The 17,411-nt window shown below is 55.1% G+C and carries 21 protein-coding genes; 11 read left to right on the top strand and 10 right to left on the bottom strand.

What is annotated here, in order from left to right; translation table 11 throughout:
• Positions 1 to 26: 26 nt before the first annotated feature.
• Positions 27 to 1,715 (bottom strand): aspartate:alanine antiporter, encoded by a 1,689-nt coding sequence (locus tag ACGS9J_RS13845; protein ID WP_442231453.1) that lies wholly within the window; start codon positions 1,713 to 1,715, stop codon positions 27 to 29.
• A gap of 427 nt (positions 1,716 to 2,142) precedes the next feature.
• Here ACGS9J_RS13845 and ACGS9J_RS13840 point away from each other — a divergent pair, with 427 nt between their 5' ends.
• On the top strand, positions 2,143 to 2,532 hold the full coding sequence (locus tag ACGS9J_RS13840) for an inner membrane protein YbjM (RefSeq protein ID WP_442231452.1): 390 nt from the start codon (positions 2,143 to 2,145) through the stop codon (positions 2,530 to 2,532).
• Between the two features lie 190 nt (positions 2,533 to 2,722).
• On the opposite strand, the gene ACGS9J_RS13835 is transcribed toward ACGS9J_RS13840, so the two are convergent.
• Positions 2,723 to 2,986, bottom strand: coding sequence for a GrxA family glutaredoxin (locus ACGS9J_RS13835; protein ID WP_012006074.1), 264 nt, complete (start codon positions 2,984 to 2,986; stop codon positions 2,723 to 2,725).
• A 243-nt stretch (positions 2,987 to 3,229) separates the two neighbouring features.
• On the opposite strand from ACGS9J_RS13835, the gene ACGS9J_RS13830 reads away from it, so the two are divergent.
• From ACGS9J_RS13830 to rlmC, 9 genes are all read left to right on the top strand, one after another.
• Positions 3,230 to 3,535, top strand: a complete 306-nt coding sequence (locus ACGS9J_RS13830; RefSeq protein ID WP_442231451.1) for a YbjC family protein — start codon at positions 3,230 to 3,232, stop codon at positions 3,533 to 3,535.
• A gap of 55 nt (positions 3,536 to 3,590) precedes the next feature.
• Positions 3,591 to 4,493, top strand: a complete 903-nt coding sequence (gene rimK, locus ACGS9J_RS13825; protein WP_442231450.1) for a 30S ribosomal protein S6--L-glutamate ligase — start codon at positions 3,591 to 3,593, stop codon at positions 4,491 to 4,493.
• A 161-nt stretch (positions 4,494 to 4,654) separates the two neighbouring features.
• Entirely contained in the window at positions 4,655 to 5,134 is a 480-nt protein-coding gene (locus ACGS9J_RS13820) for a YbjN domain-containing protein (RefSeq protein WP_442231449.1), read from the top strand.
• Positions 5,135 to 5,541: 407 nt separating this feature from the next.
• A complete protein-coding gene (gene potF, locus ACGS9J_RS13815; RefSeq protein WP_442231448.1) occupies positions 5,542 to 6,651 on the top strand; it encodes a spermidine/putrescine ABC transporter substrate-binding protein PotF in 1,110 nt (369 codons plus the stop codon).
• Positions 6,652 to 6,788: 137 nt separating this feature from the next.
• A complete protein-coding gene (potG, locus tag ACGS9J_RS13810) occupies positions 6,789 to 7,922 on the top strand; it encodes a putrescine ABC transporter ATP-binding subunit PotG (protein ID WP_442231447.1) in 1,134 nt (377 codons plus the stop codon).
• A 25-nt stretch (positions 7,923 to 7,947) separates the two neighbouring features.
• Positions 7,948 to 8,913, top strand: coding sequence for a putrescine ABC transporter permease PotH (potH, locus tag ACGS9J_RS13805; RefSeq protein WP_442231446.1), 966 nt, complete (start codon positions 7,948 to 7,950; stop codon positions 8,911 to 8,913).
• Positions 8,910 to 9,755, top strand: coding sequence for a putrescine ABC transporter permease PotI (gene potI / locus ACGS9J_RS13800; RefSeq protein WP_442231445.1), 846 nt, complete (start codon positions 8,910 to 8,912; stop codon positions 9,753 to 9,755). Before potH ends, potI begins: the two co-directional genes overlap by 4 nt.
• 103 nt (positions 9,756 to 9,858) lie before the next feature.
• Positions 9,859 to 10,338, top strand: a complete 480-nt coding sequence (locus ACGS9J_RS13795; RefSeq protein WP_442231444.1) for a YbjO family protein — start codon at positions 9,859 to 9,861, stop codon at positions 10,336 to 10,338.
• Between the two features lie 68 nt (positions 10,339 to 10,406).
• Positions 10,407 to 11,534: a 23S rRNA (uracil(747)-C(5))-methyltransferase RlmC gene (gene rlmC, locus ACGS9J_RS13790; RefSeq protein WP_442231443.1), complete on the top strand. Its 1,128-nt coding sequence runs from the start codon at positions 10,407 to 10,409 to the stop codon at positions 11,532 to 11,534.
• Here rlmC and ACGS9J_RS13785 read toward each other — a convergent pair.
• The 8 genes from ACGS9J_RS13785 to ACGS9J_RS13750 all read right to left on the bottom strand — a co-directional run bounded on the left by ACGS9J_RS13785 (position 11,531) and on the right by ACGS9J_RS13750 (position 16,804).
• Entirely contained in the window at positions 11,531 to 11,815 is a 285-nt protein-coding gene (locus ACGS9J_RS13785) for a type II toxin-antitoxin system RelE family toxin (protein WP_442231442.1), read from the bottom strand. The two genes, rlmC and ACGS9J_RS13785, sit on opposite strands and share 4 nt — an antisense overlap.
• The gene (locus ACGS9J_RS13780; RefSeq protein ID WP_442231441.1) at positions 11,805 to 12,056 is read right to left on the bottom strand and encodes a type II toxin-antitoxin system Phd/YefM family antitoxin; all 252 of its coding nucleotides are present in this window, start codon (positions 12,054 to 12,056) and stop codon (positions 11,805 to 11,807) included. Before ACGS9J_RS13780 ends, ACGS9J_RS13785 begins: the two co-directional genes overlap by 11 nt.
• Positions 12,057 to 12,163: 107 nt before the next feature.
• Positions 12,164 to 12,898, bottom strand: coding sequence for an arginine ABC transporter substrate-binding protein (gene artJ, locus ACGS9J_RS13775; protein WP_442231440.1), 735 nt, complete (start codon positions 12,896 to 12,898; stop codon positions 12,164 to 12,166).
• A gap of 207 nt (positions 12,899 to 13,105) precedes the next feature.
• The gene (gene artM / locus ACGS9J_RS13770; protein ID WP_442231439.1) at positions 13,106 to 13,774 is read right to left on the bottom strand and encodes an arginine ABC transporter permease ArtM; all 669 of its coding nucleotides are present in this window, start codon (positions 13,772 to 13,774) and stop codon (positions 13,106 to 13,108) included.
• Positions 13,774 to 14,490, bottom strand: coding sequence for an arginine ABC transporter permease ArtQ (artQ, locus tag ACGS9J_RS13765; protein ID WP_442231438.1), 717 nt, complete (start codon positions 14,488 to 14,490; stop codon positions 13,774 to 13,776). The genes artM and artQ overlap by 1 nt, the downstream gene beginning before the upstream one ends.
• A 9-nt stretch (positions 14,491 to 14,499) precedes the next feature.
• Positions 14,500 to 15,231 (bottom strand): arginine ABC transporter substrate-binding protein, encoded by a 732-nt coding sequence (gene artJ, locus ACGS9J_RS13760; RefSeq protein WP_442231437.1) that lies wholly within the window; start codon positions 15,229 to 15,231, stop codon positions 14,500 to 14,502.
• 33 nt (positions 15,232 to 15,264) lie between these two features.
• Complete coding sequence (gene artP, locus ACGS9J_RS13755) at positions 15,265 to 15,993, bottom strand: arginine ABC transporter ATP-binding protein ArtP (RefSeq protein WP_442231436.1); 729 nt, start codon at positions 15,991 to 15,993, stop codon at positions 15,265 to 15,267.
• A gap of 262 nt (positions 15,994 to 16,255) precedes the next feature.
• Positions 16,256 to 16,804 (bottom strand): lipoprotein, encoded by a 549-nt coding sequence (locus ACGS9J_RS13750; protein WP_442231435.1) that lies wholly within the window; start codon positions 16,802 to 16,804, stop codon positions 16,256 to 16,258.
• 161 nt (positions 16,805 to 16,965) lie between these two features.
• Between ACGS9J_RS13750 and ACGS9J_RS13745 the strand changes: the two genes are divergently transcribed.
• Positions 16,966 to 17,289 carry a heavy metal-binding domain-containing protein gene (locus ACGS9J_RS13745; protein WP_442231434.1) on the top strand — a complete coding sequence of 108 codons (324 nt, stop codon included), beginning with the start codon at positions 16,966 to 16,968 and terminating at the stop codon, positions 17,287 to 17,289.
• Positions 17,290 to 17,411 lie beyond the last annotated feature (122 nt).

The following is a 17,411-nucleotide window of genomic DNA, read 5'->3' as shown; positions in this document are numbered from 1 at the left end:
ACTGATTCATCTTCGTTGCTTATCGTTTAGCCGAGGATCCCCGGCCACAACACCACGATTAGCGAGCCTGCCAAGGTTAACAATACGTTAGCGATGGCGTAGGTCCCGGCATAGCCCAACGCCGGGATATTGCTGCGTGCGGTGTCGCTGATAATCTCCATCGCCGGCGCACAGGTACGGGCGCCCATAATGGCACCGAACAGCAGAGCGCGGTTCATGCGCAGCACGTAGGCACCGAACAGGAAGCAGATCACTACCGGTACCAGGCTGACGATTAACCCGGCGATCAGCATCTGGCCGCCGACGGCACCCAGGCTGTGGCCAATACCGGCGCCGGCGCTCAGGCCAACACCGGCCATAAACACCATCAGGCCGAACTCTTTCACCATGTTCAGTGCGCCCTGCGGGATGTAGCCAAAGGTCGGGTGGTTGGCGCGCAGGAAGCCGAGCATGATGCCGGACATCAACAGGCCGGCGGCGTTGCCGATACCGAACGAGAAGTTGCTGAACTGGATGGTGATCTGACCAATCAACAGCCCGATGATAAAGAAGGCGCAGAATGCCAACAGGTCGGTGACCTGGCTGTGGATCGAGATAAAGCCAATCTTTTCCGCCACGCTTTTCACTCGGCGAGCATCGCCGCTGACCTGCAACACATCACCTTTATTGAGCACGATGCTGTCATCGATAGGCATTTCAATCTGGCTGCGGATCACCCGGTTGAGGAAGCAGCCGTGATCGGTCAGCTTCAACTGGCTCAGGCGCTTGTTCACCGCATTGCTGTTTTTGACGACGATCTCTTCGGTGACGATACGCATGTCCAGCAGATCGCGGTCGAAAACTTCTTTGCCGTTGCGGAAGCTGGGATCCAGCCGCGCATGGGCATCTGGGTAGCCCACCAGCGAAATTTCATCGCCCACCTGTAACACCGCGTCGCCGTCCGGGTTCGCCAAAATACCGTTGCGACGGATACGTTCGATATAGCAGCCGGTTTGGCGATAGATGCCCAGTTCACGCAGGTTTTTGCCATCGGCCCAGGCCACCAGCTCCGGGCCGACGCGGTAGGCGCGAATGACCGGCAGGTAAACCTTGCGTTGGCTGTCGGTGTCCAGGCCGCGCTCACGGGCAATCTGCTGGGCGGAGGTGGAAAGGTCCTGGTGTTGTAGCTTGGGCAGGTAACGTGCGCCGAAAATCAGACTCACCAGACCAATCAGGTAGGTCAGGGCATAACCGAGGCTCAGATGATCCTGCGCCGCCAGCAGCGCCGGGCCGTTGGTAATGGTATTGCGTAGCGTATCGCCAGCGCCCACCAGTACCGGGGTCGAGGTCATGGATCCGGCGAGCATGCCGGCGGTCAGGCCAATATCCCAATGGAAAAGTTTGCCGAGACCGACGGCGATGACCATCGCGGAACCGACCATCACCAGCGCCAGCATGAGGTAGTTTTTACCGTCGCGGAAAAATATCGAGAAAAAGTTCGGCCCGGCTTCCACGCCAACGCAGAAAATAAACAGCATAAAGCCGAGATTCAGCGCTTCGGTGTTAATGGCGAAATGTTGTTGGCCGAGCAGCAGCGAAACCACCAAAACGCCAATGGAATTACCGAGTTGAACGGAGCCCAGACGGACTTTACCGAGGCACAGCCCCAGTGCGAGTACCACGAACAGTAACAGGATGTAGTTACCGTTTAACAAACTAGCGACGTTTATGTTCACGGAGGATAACTTATTGTTTACCAGTAAGTGCTTGATATAGATAACTATAAGATATAAATTCAGTCAAAAAGCGACGTCATAAATAACTAACCAGCGGAAGGCGATTCGAACCATCGATCGGCGGCGTTTATTCTAGTCGCTATGGCGCGTGACAGCCAGCATAAAGCTGAGTTCGTGCGCCACCGAACGCATTTATACCCGTTGTATTTCAAGCCGCAACGTTGTTGCCTGCGCTCAGTCATGTGCCCCATCCCGGGGACATTCCCTTCCGGGGCCGACTGCGCGCAACTTGAAATCCACAGGGGTAGCTCTCTTTTAGCCAAGGAAAAAGTTCAGTTCAGCGTTGCCGTTCCACGGCAAGGCGTCACCGGCTTTGTGACACGGCTGATTTCTATGGTGTGGTAATAGGTTAGAGGGGAGAGAACGTATGGCGAGTGAACGGTATTGGTGGGGGATTTTTAGCTGTTTCCTGCTGTTCAGCCTGGTGTATCTCGGCCAGCAGAGCGGGATGTTCGGTAGCACGGATCATGAGCATCGGGGAGAAACCGGCCTGCTGCTGTTTGTGATCCCCGGCATGGTCGCCAGCTATCTGTCGAGTAAAAAACGCATTCTTTGCCCGTTGCTGGGGGCGCTATATGCACTGCCGCTGTGTCTGATCATCCGCCATTTTTGGTTAACGCCATCTTATTCGTTCTGGCAGGAACTGGCTTATGCCACCAGCGCGGTGTTCTGGTGCATGTTCGGCGCACTGCTGGCGCTGTTTGTCGGCGGTTTGTTGCAGGCATATCAGCAATGCCATCGTCGCGAACGGCAATAAAAAAAGGCGCTCTAAGCGCCTTTCAGACTGCTGACAAAGTCCCTTGTAATTAACATCAGGATCTGAGCACTACTAAAAACAAAGGATTAGATCTTCTGCTTTACCCCAAACATCCGAAAACCACGTTTTTCGGGTGTTTGTCATCAAACTAAGGCGCTCTAAGCGCCTTTTTGTCGTGCTTGCCTGAAACTTACTGGAACAGGTTCAGGTTTTCTTTGGCATAAGCTTCGAAATCGGTGCAGCCGCCGATGTGTTTCTCATCGAGGAAGATCTGCGGTACGGTTTCTACTGGCTTGCCAACGGTTTTTTCCAGATCGGCTTTGGTGATGCCTTCAGCGTGGATATCAACATAACGGAAGTTGAAATCGTCACGTTCTTCAGTCAGTTTTTCCGCCAACTCTTTCGCACGGACACAATAAGGACAGCCAGGGCGCCCGAAGATAACTGCAAACATGCAACACTCCTTAGATTGATATTCAATTATTTAATCGCAACTGCAATGACATTCTGTCAGTCAAAAAAAGACTCAAGCCTGAACATTACCCGCATTGATGGCGCCTACTATGCCCGTTGGGTCAGCGAAAAAAAAGCAGGAATTACCTGTTAATTTGATTCATGTAACCGATTAAGCCGCCGGGGCTGTCGCCGTCGAGGGGAATTCACTACACTGAAGGCAGAGCTTCTGGAGAAGAAAAATATGCGTTCATTCGGTGACTTACCTCGTTCGGTGCTGGTTTTGGAAGGCCTGGGCATGCTGTCGTTGGTGCTGGCTTATCTGAGCATTCATGGCCACGTTCAATTGCCGGGCTGGCTGGCTTCGCAGCAGGCGGCGGTGGGGATGATTTTCCTCGGTGTGGCGCTGATGGTACCGGCAGCGGCGTTTCTGGTTTGGCGCGTGGTGCAGGGGTTTGGCCCGCTGATGCGTGGTGGCCAACCGCCGCAAAACGATCGGCACAAGCCTGATTCGCAGAACGATAAAAACGACAGTGAGCCGCGCGCCTGAGTGACGGCTGCCGATGCATGCCTGCCTGGCAGGTGATTGCTTTTTGGGGTGACGAGTGAAAATTGCCATTCTTTCGCGCGATGGAACGCTGTACTCATGTAAACGTTTGGTGGAGGCGGCAGAGCAGCGCGGCCACAGCGTAGATATTATCGATCCGCTTTCCTGCTATATGAACATCAATCCGGCCGCGCCGACCATTCACTATCGCGGCCGTCAGTTGGAGCGATACGATGCGGTGATCCCGCGCATCGGCTCCGGCATCACCTTTTATGGCACCGCCGTACTGCGGCAGTTCGAGCTGCTGGGCAGCTATCCGCTGAATGAGTCGGTGGCGATCACCCGTGCGCGCGACAAGCTGCGTTCGCTGCAGTTGCTGGCACGGCAGGGGATTGATCTGCCGATCACCGGCTTCGCCCATTCACCGGACGACACCGGTGATTTGATTGAGCTGGTCGGCGGTGCTCCCTTGGTGGTCAAACTGGTGGAAGGCACGCAGGGGATCGGCGTAGTGCTGGCGGAAACCCGCCAGGCGGCAGAAAGCGTGATTGACGCTTTTCGCGGGCTTAATGCCCATATCCTGGTGCAGGAGTATATTCGCGAGGCGCAGGGCAGTGACGTGCGCTGCCTGGTGGTCGGTGGGCGGGTCGTCGCCGCCATTGAGCGCCAGGCCAAACCCGGAGAGTTCCGTTCTAACCTGCACCGTGGCGGCACCGCCCGCAAGGTGAGTATTACCGCCAAAGAGCGAGCCATTGCGGTCAAGGCCGCAACCACGCTGGGGCTGGACGTCGCCGGGGTGGATATTCTGCGTGCGGCCCGCGGTCCGCTGGTGATGGAGGTTAACGCGTCACCGGGACTGGAAGGGGTGGAGAGTACCACCGGCCTGGATATCGCCGGCATGATGATCGAGTATATCGAGCCGCGTGCCAGACCGGGTTTTCGTTTGAAGTCGGGCGGCTGATGTCGCCGACCCCAATCCGCGTTGCAATGGCGGTTTTTACGGTTTTTTCCCGGCCATATTTGCTCAAATAGCGAATTAAGCCGCATTGATCGTGGCGTCGCGGGGCAATATTCCGTAAGCTATGCGCCTTTTCGCGTTTTGAATATTGTGAGGCTGGTATTATGGATTCACTCATTGTCCCTGATTTGGCGTTGTTACGACGCTGGCTGGATCAATCGGGCATTTCATTCTTTGAGTGCGATTCCTGTCAGGCGCTGCACCTGCCGCACATGCAAAACTTCGACGGCGTGTTTGACGCCAAACTCGATCTGGTAGACGACGTTATTCTGTTCTCTGCGCTGGCCGAGGTGAAGCCGACCGCGCTGATCCCGTTGGTCGCCGATCTCAGCCAGATCAACGCCAGTTCGCTGACCATCAAGGCGTTTGTCGATATTCAGGACGACAACCTGCCGAAGCTGATTGTCTGCCAGTCGCTGAGCATCGCCGTGGGCGTCACGCTGGAGCAGTTCACGCACTTCATGCAGCAGGGCGAAGAGCAGATCTCCATGGTGATCCTCGAAGCACGGGCGAACGATCTGCTGTTTATGGGTGACGAAGAAGAGAACCCAGCTGCGGCTGAACGCCTGCCAATGTTGCACTGATCCCCGCTGTACATTATGCGTGCCGCCTCTCTGGCGGCATGCTGCCGTTATTCCCTTCCGCGATAATATATTCTGCGTTTTACCCTCTGTTGCCAGATATTTCTCGTCGTTTATGCCCTTAATGGCGTATCACATAGAGAGAAACTGCATAAAAAATCGATAAAAGCCGTTTTTATTCCCGGAGGCTGGTGCGCTTTGGCAACAGCGGTTATGCTGCTGATTCTGCTAAGGGCTTGCGATTCCCCAGGTGACCATGCGGGCTGGCAGTTGAAAAAGGTGCATGCAATCAACTGCATAGCCATTCAATCCACGGTTGCAACGATTGCGCTCAATCAGGAAAGGTTTTGTATCATTTCGCGATACAAGTTCAATTCTATGATTCACCCCTGTTTTGGAGGAAGTTACGGATGGTCACCCAACGTAAAAAGTGGTTATCGGGTGCTGTTGCCGGCCTGCTGATGGTAGCAAACGTCACGGCGTCAGCGGAGGAAAAAACGCTGCACGTCTATAACTGGTCCGACTATATTGCGCCGGACACCTTAGCCAAATTCCAGAAAGAAACCGGGATTAAAGTGGTGTACGACGTCTTTGATTCCAACGAAGTGTTGGAAGGCAAACTGATGGCGGGCAGCACCGGTTATGATCTGGTAGTGCCTTCATCCAACTTCCTTGAGCGCCAGTCAAAGGCCGGTATTTTCGAGCCGCTCGACAAGAGCAAGATGCCAAACTACAAAAACCTTGATCCCGAAATGCTGCAATTGGTGGCACACAACGACAAGGACAACAAGTACGGCATCCCTTATCTGATGGTGACCACCGGCATCGGCTACAACGTCGACAAGGTGAAGGCCGTACTGGGCAAAGACGCGCCGGTGGACAGTTGGGATCTGATCCTCAAACCGGAAAATCTCGAGAAGCTGAAAAGCTGCGGTGTTTCCTTCCTGGATGCGCCCAGTGAGGTTTACGCGACCGTGCTGCATTATTTGGGTAAAGATCCCAACAGCACTAGCGCTGCGGATTACACCGGTGCAGCCAACGATCTGTTGCTCAAGCTGCGGCCGAACATCCGTTACTTCCACTCCTCCCAATACATCAACGATCTGGCAAACGGTGATATCTGCGTCGCAATCGGCTGGTCTGGCGACGTGATGCAGGCGGCCAACCGTGCCAAAGAAGCGAAGAACGGCGTGAACGTGGCCTACGCAATCCCGAAAGAAGGGGCGCTGACTTACTTTGACATGTTCGCCATGCCGGCGGATGCCAAAAACAAGGACGCCGCATACCAGTTCCTGAACTTCCTGATGAAGCCTGACGTGATGGCGGGTATCAGCAACTATGTGTACTACGCCAACGCAGTGAAGGATTCAACGCCGCTGGTGAATGCCGAAGTGCGCGAAAACCCTAACGTGTACCCGCCGGCCGATCTGCGTGCCAAGCTGTTTACGCTGAACGTACAGTCGCCGAAGCTGGATCGTGTGATTACCCGCGCCTGGACTAAAGTTAAAAGCGGACGCTAGTACTCAGGGCTCGGCATGCCGGGCCCGGCTTTCAGTGTTGTTTTGACCAGCAGGCGGGGCTCCCCGCCTGCATTGCCATTTTGGGCCATGGCAATCGCCGTGGTTTTTTGTACTGTTTGCACCGGAGAGCACCCCGATTGAACGACGCTATCCCTCGTCCTCAAGCCAAGTCGCAGAAGGTCTTCACCCCTCTGCTGGAAATCCGTAACCTCACCAAAACCTTTGACGGCCAAAACGCGGTCGAAGACGTTAGTCTGACCATCTATAAAGGCGAAATATTTGCTTTGCTGGGCCCTTCCGGCTGCGGCAAGTCGACGTTGTTGCGCATGCTGGCCGGCTTTGAACAGCCGACGGAAGGGCAAATTGTGCTCGATGGGCAGGACATGTCGCACGTGCCACCCTACCAGCGGCCGATCAACATGATGTTCCAGTCCTACGCGCTGTTCCCACACATGACGGTGGAGCAAAACATCGCCTTCGGCCTGAAGCAGGACAAAATGCCGCGCGCGGAAATTGCCGATCGGGTGGCGGAAATGCTGTCGCTGGTACATATGCAGGAGTTCGCCAAACGAAAGCCGCACCAGCTTTCCGGTGGGCAACGCCAACGTGTCGCTCTGGCGCGCAGCCTGGCGAAACGGCCGAAATTACTGCTGCTGGATGAGCCGATGGGGGCGCTGGATAAAAAGCTGCGTGACCGAATGCAGTTGGAAGTGACGGATATTCTTGAGCGCGTCGGCGTGACCTGTGTGATGGTCACCCACGATCAGGAAGAGGCGATGACCATGGCGGGCCGTATCGCCATCATGAACCGCGGCAAATTTGTGCAGATTGGCGAGCCGGAAGAGATCTACGAGCACCCGAACAGCCGCTTCAGCGCCGAGTTTATCGGCTCGGTCAACGTATTTGACTGCGTGCTGCAGGAACGCCAGGACGATGCCCTGATCCTGCAAAGCCCCGGTTTGCGCCACGCGATCAAGGTCGATTCTGACGCCTCGGTGGTGGACGGCGTGCCAATCCAGGTTGCGCTGCGACCGGAAAAAATCATGCTGTGCGAAGAAGTGCCGGAAGATGGCTGCAACTTTGCCGTGGGGGAAGTGGTGCATATCGCCTACCTCGGTGATTTGTCGATCTACCACGTGAAATTGCTCAGTGGCCAGATGCTCAGCGCCCAATTGCAAAACGGCCACCGTTTCCGCAAAGGGATGCCGACCTGGGGCGACGAAGTGCGGTTGTGCTGGGAAGCCGACAGCTGTGTCGTGTTAACGGTGTGAGTGGTGAAGGTGAGGAATAATCATTATGACAATGCTTACTGAACGCACGCCGCCGGAACCGCCGGCCAACGGGCCCGGCCCGCTGAAAGCCTTTTTCCAGCGCCTGCAGATGGCCCACGGCCGCAAACTGGTGATTGCAGTACCGCTGCTGTGGCTGACGTTGCTGTTTCTGCTGCCGTTCCTGATTGTGTTCAAGATCAGCCTGGCGGAGCTGGCGCTGGCGGTCCCGCCATACACTGACCTGATGAGCTGGGCAGAGGGCAAACTGGACATCGCGCTCAACTTTGCCAACTACCTGCAACTGACCGACGATCCACTGTATCTGGATGCCTATCTGCAATCGCTGCAGGTGGCGGCGGTGTCGACGCTGTGCTGCCTGATTATTGGTTACCCGCTGGCCTGGGCGGTGGCGCACAGCAAGGCGTCAACCCGCAATATTTTACTGCTGTTGGTGATCTTGCCGTCGTGGACCTCATTCCTGATCCGTGTTTATGCCTGGATGGGCATCTTGAAAAATAACGGCATCCTCAACAATTTCTTGCTGTGGTTGGGGGTGATCGATCAGCCGTTGGTGATCTTGCATACCAATCTGGCGGTTTATATCGGCGTGGTGTATTCCTACCTGCCATTTATGGTGCTGCCGATATATACCGCGCTGACGCGGCTGGATTATTCGCTGGTGGAAGCCTCGCTGGATCTGGGGGCCAAGCCGCTGAAAACCTTCTTCAGCGTGATCGTGCCGCTGACCCGCGGCGGCATCATTGCCGGCTCGATGCTGGTGTTTATCCCGGCGGTCGGCGAATTCGTGATCCCGGAACTGTTGGGCGGGCCGGACAGTATCATGATTGGCCGGGTACTGTGGCAGGAGTTCTTTAATAACCGCGACTGGCCGGTGGCGTCGGCGGTTGCTACCGTCATGTTGCTGCTGTTGATTGTGCCTATTCTCTGGTTCCACAAGCACCAGAACAAGGAAATGGGGGGGCAGGGATGAACAACTTACCGGTAGTGCGCTCACCGTGGCGTATCGCCATCCTGGTGCTCGGTTTTACCTTTCTGTATGCACCGATGCTGATGCTGGTGATTTATTCGTTCAACAGTTCCAAACTGGTGACGGTATGGGCCGGTTGGTCGACACGTTGGTATACCGCGTTATTCCATGATTCGGCGATGATCAGCGCCGTCGGGCTCAGTTTGACCATCGCCGCTGCCTCAGCGACCGCTGCCGTGGTGCTTGGTGCCATTGCCGCGGTGGTGATGGTGCGTTTTGGCCGTTTTCGCGGGTCAACCGGGTTTGCCTTTATGCTGACCGCGCCGCTGGTCATGCCGGACGTGATCACGGGCCTGTCGTTGCTGCTGCTGTTTGTGGCAATGGGGCATACGTTTGGCTGGCCGTCGGAGCGCGGCATGTTCACCATATGGCTGGCGCACGTCACCTTCTGCACCGCCTACGTTTCGGTGGTGATCAGTTCGCGTCTGCGTGAGTTGGATCGCTCGATCGAAGAAGCCGCCATGGATTTGGGTGCGACACCGCTGAAAGTGTTCTTTGTGATCACGCTGCCAATGATTGCTCCGGCGCTGGTTGCCGGCTGGATGCTGGCGTTCACGCTGTCGTTGGATGACCTGGTGATAGCCAGCTTCGTCGCCGGGCCGGGCGCCACCACCTTGCCGATGCTGGTGTTCTCCAGCGTGCGGATGGGGGTTAATCCGGAAATCAACGCTCTGGCGAGTTTGATCCTGCTGGTGGTCGGTATTATCGGACTGATCGCCTGGTGGTTTATGGCGCGCTCGGAAAAACAGCGATCGCGCGAATTACAAAAGGCCGCCCGTAGCTGAGTCTGATTAAACCTGCTATTTTTGCAATTATTGGTATTGCAATTGATTACCTGACTTTATATATGCTGCTTGATTAGGCGGCGTTTTGTTGCGGAACATGGACATGTCAGACATGCTGAACAGCAGGCAGGGAATGAGAACGACTTCAGATGCGCCAGTGCCGGTGATGGTGGCCGGGACGGCGATGGTGGCCATCAAATGCATCAGCGTGCTGTTGCTGTTGGGTGAACTGGGCGTCGACGGTGCGCAGGAGTTTGTCAGCACCAGCGCACAGGCCTGGGATTCCACCCTGATATTTTTGGCCGGCCTGATGCTGTTGTGCCTGCAAATCAGCTGCGGTTTTGCGGTAATACGCGGCCGCAATTGGGGGCGTTGGGTCTATGTGGCTTGCCAGTGCCTGGTGGTCGGCTATCTGTTGTTGGCGACTATCGGCAGCTTTTTGCCCGAGGTGTTTACCGTCGAGGGTGAAACCAGTGGCCAAATCCTGCATGTACTGATCCTGCAAAAAATTCCCGATGTTGTGATCCTGACATTACTGTTTGTGCCCACGACCAGCCGCCGCTATTTCGCTGCGCACAATTGAGATTTTAAGGGCGTAGAGTGATAAACTCTGCGCCCTTAATTATTCATCCCGAACTCAGAGTTATCCTCATGCATTGCGCTTTGTATACGGCGGGCACCTGCCGTTCCTGTCAGTGGCTGGAAAAACCTTACCCGCAACAACTGACAGACAAACAGCATCATCTGCAAAGGCTGTTGGCCGACCGCGACGTCGCGCAGTGGCTGGAGCCGATCGCCGGCGAGCAGAGCGCATTTCGCAATAAGGCCAAAATGGTGGTCAGCGGCAGCGTTGAACGTCCGTTGCTGGGCATGCTGTATCGCGACGGTACGCCGGTTGATCTGAGTGCTTGTCCGCTGTATCCCGCCAGTTTTGCGCCCATGTTCGCGGTGTTGAAAAGTTTTATCGCCCGCGCCGGTCTGACGCCCTATAACGTGGCGCGCAAGCGCGGTGAGCTAAAATACCTGCTGTTGACTGAAAGCACCCATAGCGGCGGTGTGATGCTGCGCTTTGTACTGCGTTCAGAGAGCAAGCTGGCACAGTTGCGGGCTGCGCTGCCGTGGCTGCAACAGCAATTGCCGCAGCTCAGGGTGATCTCTGCCAATATTCAGCCGGTGCATATGGCGATTATGGAAGGGGAGCTGGAGATCCCGCTGACCGAACAGCAGGCGCTGGAAGAGCAATTTAATCAGGTGCCGTTGTATATCCGCCCGCAAAGCTTCTTCCAGACCAACCCGCAGGTGGCTGCCAACCTGTATGCCACTGCCCGTGATTGGGTACGGGCGTTGGGCATCGAAAGCCTGTGGGATCTGTTCTGCGGCGTAGGGGGGTTTGGCCTGCATTGCGCACTGCCGGAAACCCGTCTGACCGGCATTGAGATCAGCGCCGAGGCGATTGCCTGCGCACGACAGTCAGCGCAAACGCTGGGTCTGCAACAGGTTGATTTTCAGGCGTTGGACTCTACGCAATTCGCCACCGCCGAAGGCAGCGTGCCGCAACTGGTGTTGGTCAATCCACCGCGACGCGGCATCGGCAAGGCGCTGTGCGACTATCTGAATCAGATGGCACCCGGCTATATTCTGTATTCGAGCTGCAATGCCGAGAGCATGGCGAAAGACATTGAGATGTTGCCGGATTACCGCATCGAGCGCGTGCAGCTATTCGATATGTTCCCCCATACGGCCCACTATGAAGTACTGACGCTGCTGGTACGCGATTAAAGGCGTTTTTTGGCCGCCGTATAGGCCTCTGAACGCTCACGTTTGCCTACCGAGAGTACCAGCACCACAATCTCTTCGCCGATGACGCGATAGACCAGACGATAGCCGGAGGCCTTGAGCTTGATTTTGTAGCAATCTGGCAGGCCGGATAGCTTATTGGCCGGAACCTCTGGGTTTTCCAATACGGCCATCAGCTTTTTCTTGAACTGTTCCCGGACCACCGGAGCCAGCTTTTTAAATTCTTTCAGTGCATGTTCTTCGAATTCAAGGCTATAAGTCATCCAGATTGACCTTAATACGTTTGCCACTCATCCGTGAGCGGACTATTTCTGCGAGTTCGATATCCTCCAGGTATTCTGCAATAGCCTCCCAGGTTTCAGGAGAAACGTAATAGCCTGAAATTTTCCCATTGGTCAGTACGGCGACGGGTTTTCCGTTGGCTTCTTTGAGCGCCGTATTCGGCGATTTTTTAAAGTCGCTGATGCTGACGGCTGAATCCGCGAGGATGGGTTGGACGTTCATAGCGTTGCCTTTGATATTAAATTTAGTATCAAATTTAGCACTGGATAAGAAAGGGAGCAATGTTTGAGAACAGGGCGCGGTTCATTATTCCACGCCCTGAAAAGATCTTACTGCGGGAACCACTTGTCGTTGATGGTTTTGTAGGTGCCGTCAGCCTTGATGGCGTCCAGCGCCGCGTTCAGCTTGGCCAACAGCGCCTGATTGTCCGGACGAACGGCAATGCCCAAACCGGTGCCGAAGTATTGCGCATCGGTGACGTGTTCACCGACCGGCGCTAACTGCGGGTTGCTCTTCAACCACTCATTGACTACCGCGGTATCACCGAATACGCCGTCAATACGGCCATTTTTCAGTTCGAGAATGGCGTTCTGATAACTGTCGTAAGAGACGGTATTGATCTCCGGGTGTTTGTCCTGCATGTATTTTTGGTGAGTGGTGCCGTTCTCCATACCGATCTTCTTACCTTTCAGATCCGCCAGCGAACTGAATTTGCCTTTCTGCGCGATCACAATCGCCGAGTTGGCATAGTAAGGTTGGGTGAAGGAGACTTGCTTGCTGCGCTCTGGCGTGATGTCCATACCGGAGATCACTGCGTCGTATTTTTTGAATTTCAGTGCGGCGATCAGGCTGTCGAATGCCTGGTTGGTAAAGGTGCATTCGGCTTTCATTTGCTTGCACAGCGCAGTGGCCAGATCGATATCAAACCCGACGATCTTGTTGCTGGCGTCCAGCGATTCGAACGGCGGGTAAGTGGCGGAAGAGGCGAAGCGAATAGTCTCGGCTGCGCTGGCGTTGAAGGCGATGCCCGCCAATACCGTAGCGGCAAGTAATAGTTTTTTCATGCGTAAAGCTCCTGTCTGCAAGTCTGCGTGTTTTTATCTCTTCGCCGCTTGATTTTACTGACAATAACCCAAAGGTCTTGGCGGCTGTTTATCGGTATTTACCCTGACATTTAATGCATTAATATGCAATATAAATGATTAAAAATTGCGATGGAAATAAAAAAGCCCTGCACGATGGCAGGGCTCCGAGACCGCAGGTCAGCGTGCTCAGTTACGGCGTTCGAATGCCAGCGCCCGACGTTCGACCACCCGCATCAACAGCGTCAGCAGGCCGTTGACGCACAGATACACCAGGCCGGCGGCACCGAACACCATCACATCGTAGGTACGGCCATACATCAGCTGGCTGTATCCCATGACTTCCATCAGGGTGATGGTGTAGGCCAGTGAGGTACTTTTGAATACCAGCACCACTTCGTTGGAGTAGGACGACAGCGCACGCTTGAAGGCGAAGGGCAGCAGGATACGTAACGACTGCGCACGCGACATGCCGAGCGCTTCGCAAGATTGCCACTGGCCGGCCGGGATCGCCCGCACCGCACCGTAAAACAGCTGCGTGGTGTAGGCCGCGCTGTTCAGCGCCAATGCGATCATCGCGCACAGCCACGGCTGCGACAGCAGATCCCACAGCCACGGATATTCGCGGATCGCCGGGAACTGACCGGGACCGTAGTAGATCAGGAAGATCTGCACCAACAGCGGCGTGCCGGTGAACAGGGTGATATAGATTTTCACCAACGGCGTCAGGATCGGCGTTTTCAGCGTCAGGATCACCGTCAGCACCAATGACAGCACCAGCGCCACGATCAGTGCGGTGATGGTCAGCGTCAGGCTGGTGTGCAGCCCTTTGATAATTTCCGGCAAGAACTCGAACATCAGGCGGGTCCCCGCTCAAAACGCGTGGTGCGCAGTTCAATGCGTTTGATGATGTACTGACTGAACAGGGTGACCACCAGATAAATTGCCGCCGCGATCACGTACCAGGTAAAAGGCTCCTGGGTGCGAGTGGCGATACTTTTGGTCTGCAGCATCAGATCGTTAACGCTGATCAGCGACACCAGCGCGGTATCCTTCAGCAAGACCAGCCACTGGTTGCCGAGCCCAGGCAGGGCATGGCGCCACATCTGCGGCATGATCAGACGAAAGAAAATCGCTGTGGTGCTCATTCCCAGCGCCTGGCCGGATTCCCATTGGCCCTGCGGCACGGCTTTCAGCGCGCCGCGCAGCGTTTGCGACGCATAGGCGGAATAGAGCAGGGCGAGCGCAATCACGCCGCACAGGAATGGGCTGACTTCGAAATTATCAATCGCCAGTTGGACAGGCAGTTGGAACAGGCCAAAGTTCAGGGTGAAGCCGTCGGACAGCATCAACAGCAGCTGCGACGAACCGAAATAGATGAACAGCACCACCAGAATTTCCGGCAGGCCGCGCAGCAGGGTGACCCAGGCGGTGCCGAGCCAGCTGACCACTTTCCAGCGCGATGACTCCCAGACGGCAAACAGCATCGCCAGGATCAACCCGAGGATAAGGGCACAAACGGCAAGGCCGACGGTCATCCCGGCGGCGCTCGCTAAAGGTTGAATTTCATTCATTGGGATTGATTACTGCTGGAACCATTTTTTGTAGATGGTTTCGTAAGTCCCATCCTGTTTGATCTTGTCCAGGGCGGCGTTGAATTTGCCCTGCAGATCGGTATTTTTCTGGCGAACGGCGATGCCCAGGCCGGTACCGAAGTAGTCTTTGTCGGTCACTTTATCGCCGACTGCAGCCAGTGCCGTATTCTGTTTCAGCCATTCGTTGACGACCGCAGTGTCACCGAATACCGCGTCAACACGGCCATTTTTCAGATCCAAAATGGCGTTCTGATAGCTGTCGTAAGGCACGGTGGTGATTTCCGGGTGCTTGTCGGTCAGGTATTTCTGATGCGTCGTACCGTTCTGTACGCCCACTTTTTTGCCTTTCAGCGCCGCCACGTCAGCCACTTTACCTTTCTGGGCGACAAACAGCGCGGAGTTGTCGTAATACGGCTTGGTAAACAGCACCTGTTTTTCACGCTCAGGCGTGATGTCCATACCGGCCATCACCGCGTCGAAGCGTTTGAATTTCAGGCTTGGGATCAGGCTGTCGAAGGCCTGGTTGGTGAAGCTGCACTCGGCCTGCATCTCTTTACACAGTGCATTGGCCAGGTCGACGTCAAAACCCTGGATCTTGTTGCCGGCGTCAATAAATTCAAATGGAGGATAAGAAGCTTCGGTAGCGAAACGGATGGTTTCGGCTGCTGAGGCGGAAACGCTGATGCCAGCCAGAACGGCGGCGATTATTAGTTTTTTCATCGCAAACTCCCCAAATTACAGCAAGTAAAATTGTTAGTGTGATAAGTAATTGGCAAACTCGGTGGTCTGTGGCTGCGCGAAGTGGCTGGCATCGCCTTGTTCCACCACGTGGCCGTTTTCCATGTACACCACGCGGCTGGCGGTTTTGCGCGCCACTTCCACTTCGTGGGTGACGATAACCTGGGTGATCCCGGTGCCGGCCAACTCGCGAATGATGCTGACGATTTGGGCGGTGATTTCAGGATCCAATGCGGCGGTCGGTTCATCGAACAGCAACACCTGTGGCTCCATCATCAGCGCACGGGCAATGGCCACACGCTGTTGCTGACCACCGGAAAGGTGCAGCGGGAAACGGTCGGCAAAGTCGGTCAGGCGCAGACGCTTCAACAGTTTGTCGGCACGCTCCATCGCCTGTACCTTGGTCAGACCCAGTACGCGACACGGCGCTTCGATCAGGTTTTGCACGACGGTGAGGTGAGGCCAGAGATTGTATTGCTGGAAGACCATGCCGACGTTCTGACGCAGCTCGCGAATGGCTTTTTCGCCCGGCGCCTGTTTGAAGTCGAATTGATTGCCGGCAATCTGCAACTGGCCTGAACGTGGCATTTCCAGCAGGTTCAACACCCGCAGCAATGAACTTTTCCCCGCGCCGCTTGGACCCAGCAGCACTAAAGTTTCCCCTGCTGGGCAATCCAGCGTGATGTCAAACAGCGCCTGATGTGCGCCGTAGTAGCAGTTGATACCGTTAAGTTGAATGCTCATGCGCCAGAATTGAATAGATATTGATGCCGCGAATGTTAACTTCCACAGAATACTTATGCAATCTTTGTGCGTTAAAATTTATTACTGCGCGGCAAGAGAGTAAAAGAATAGCACAAGATACCGCGAGTCAGGTTTGAAGGGGGGATTTGTCGTGCACGCTGTGAGGTATGTAGCGAAATTTCTTAAGTTGAACAAAGATTGAGCGGAGTCAAAGCATTTATTTAACCCCCGGCGTCGACGGGACGCCGGGGGTTAAGTCGATTTACTGGTTTTCCAATACCTGGCGCAAGGTACCGCTGGCGGCGTGCTGTGGCTGGTTCAGATAGCGGATATCATCCACCACCCAACAGGTGCCTTCACGCACCATCAGCACTTCATCCTGCCAGTTGACCGCGCTGCCACCGTCCTTCTGGTAGCTGAGCTGAACGCGCAACGGAATGTTTTTGGCATCGGTGTTCGGAATGGTAGAGGCGCTGGCGACGCTGACGCTGGTCGGCCCCTGAGCGTTGCCGGTGAACAGATCGCCGGTTACCTGATGTTTGCCTGGGTTCTGGCTGGCGGTGACCAGGTCCTGATACAGCACCTTACTCAGGTAAGGCTGCAGTTGCGCCAGACGGTTGCTGTCCGGCAGGGCGGTGCCAGTTCCTTGTTGCAGGCGCAGATCGTAAAATTTCTGTGCGACCGTATCCGGGCCGCCTTCCACACAACCGCCGGTACGGGTGCCGATATCCTTGAATGCCGGTTCGACGGTGGTGCAGGCACTCAGTAACAGCGCTAAGGGAAAAACAGCCGCAATCGTTTTTGTTTTCATCTCATTACCTTATGTGAAAGTCTCTACCATGAAGACCATTAGCCTACAGTATAAATGCGATTTCGGGCCTTGCATTCGTACTGCGTGCCATTTCATTACAGAACATAATGCCAAATCAATGGTCAGATATGTGCGATGAATCAATCAAGCAAGGAGTTACCATGCAGCTTTCAACTACCCCGACCCTGGAAGGGTTTACCATTACCGAGTACTGCGGTGTTGTTACCGGCGAAGCCATTCTGGGGGCCAATATTTTCCGCGATTTCTTTGCCGGCGTGCGTGACATCGTGGGCGGCCGTTCCGGCGCTTATGAGAAAGAGTTGCGTAAAGCACGTCTGATCGCCTTTCAGGAGCTGGAAGAGCAGGCGAAAGAATTGGGCGCCAATGCGGTGGTCGGCATTGATATTGATTACGAAACCGTAGGTAAGGACAGCAGCATGTTAATGGTGACCGTCAGCGGTACCGCAGTGAAAATCAGTCGTTAACCCAAATTATTGACAAAGGGGGATAAAAGCGTGGTTTTTCCCCCGTTGAGTCATCAGCCGAAAATCAATAAATTGATTTTCCTGATTTATTTTTAAAATCTTTAGCGCCTGCCGCCAAACAT

Source organism: Serratia quinivorans (genome assembly GCF_052113645.1).
In the GTDB taxonomy this organism is placed as follows: domain Bacteria; phylum Pseudomonadota; class Gammaproteobacteria; order Enterobacterales; family Enterobacteriaceae; genus Serratia; species Serratia quinivorans_B.
This window is presented reverse-complemented; position numbering and strand designations above follow the sequence as displayed.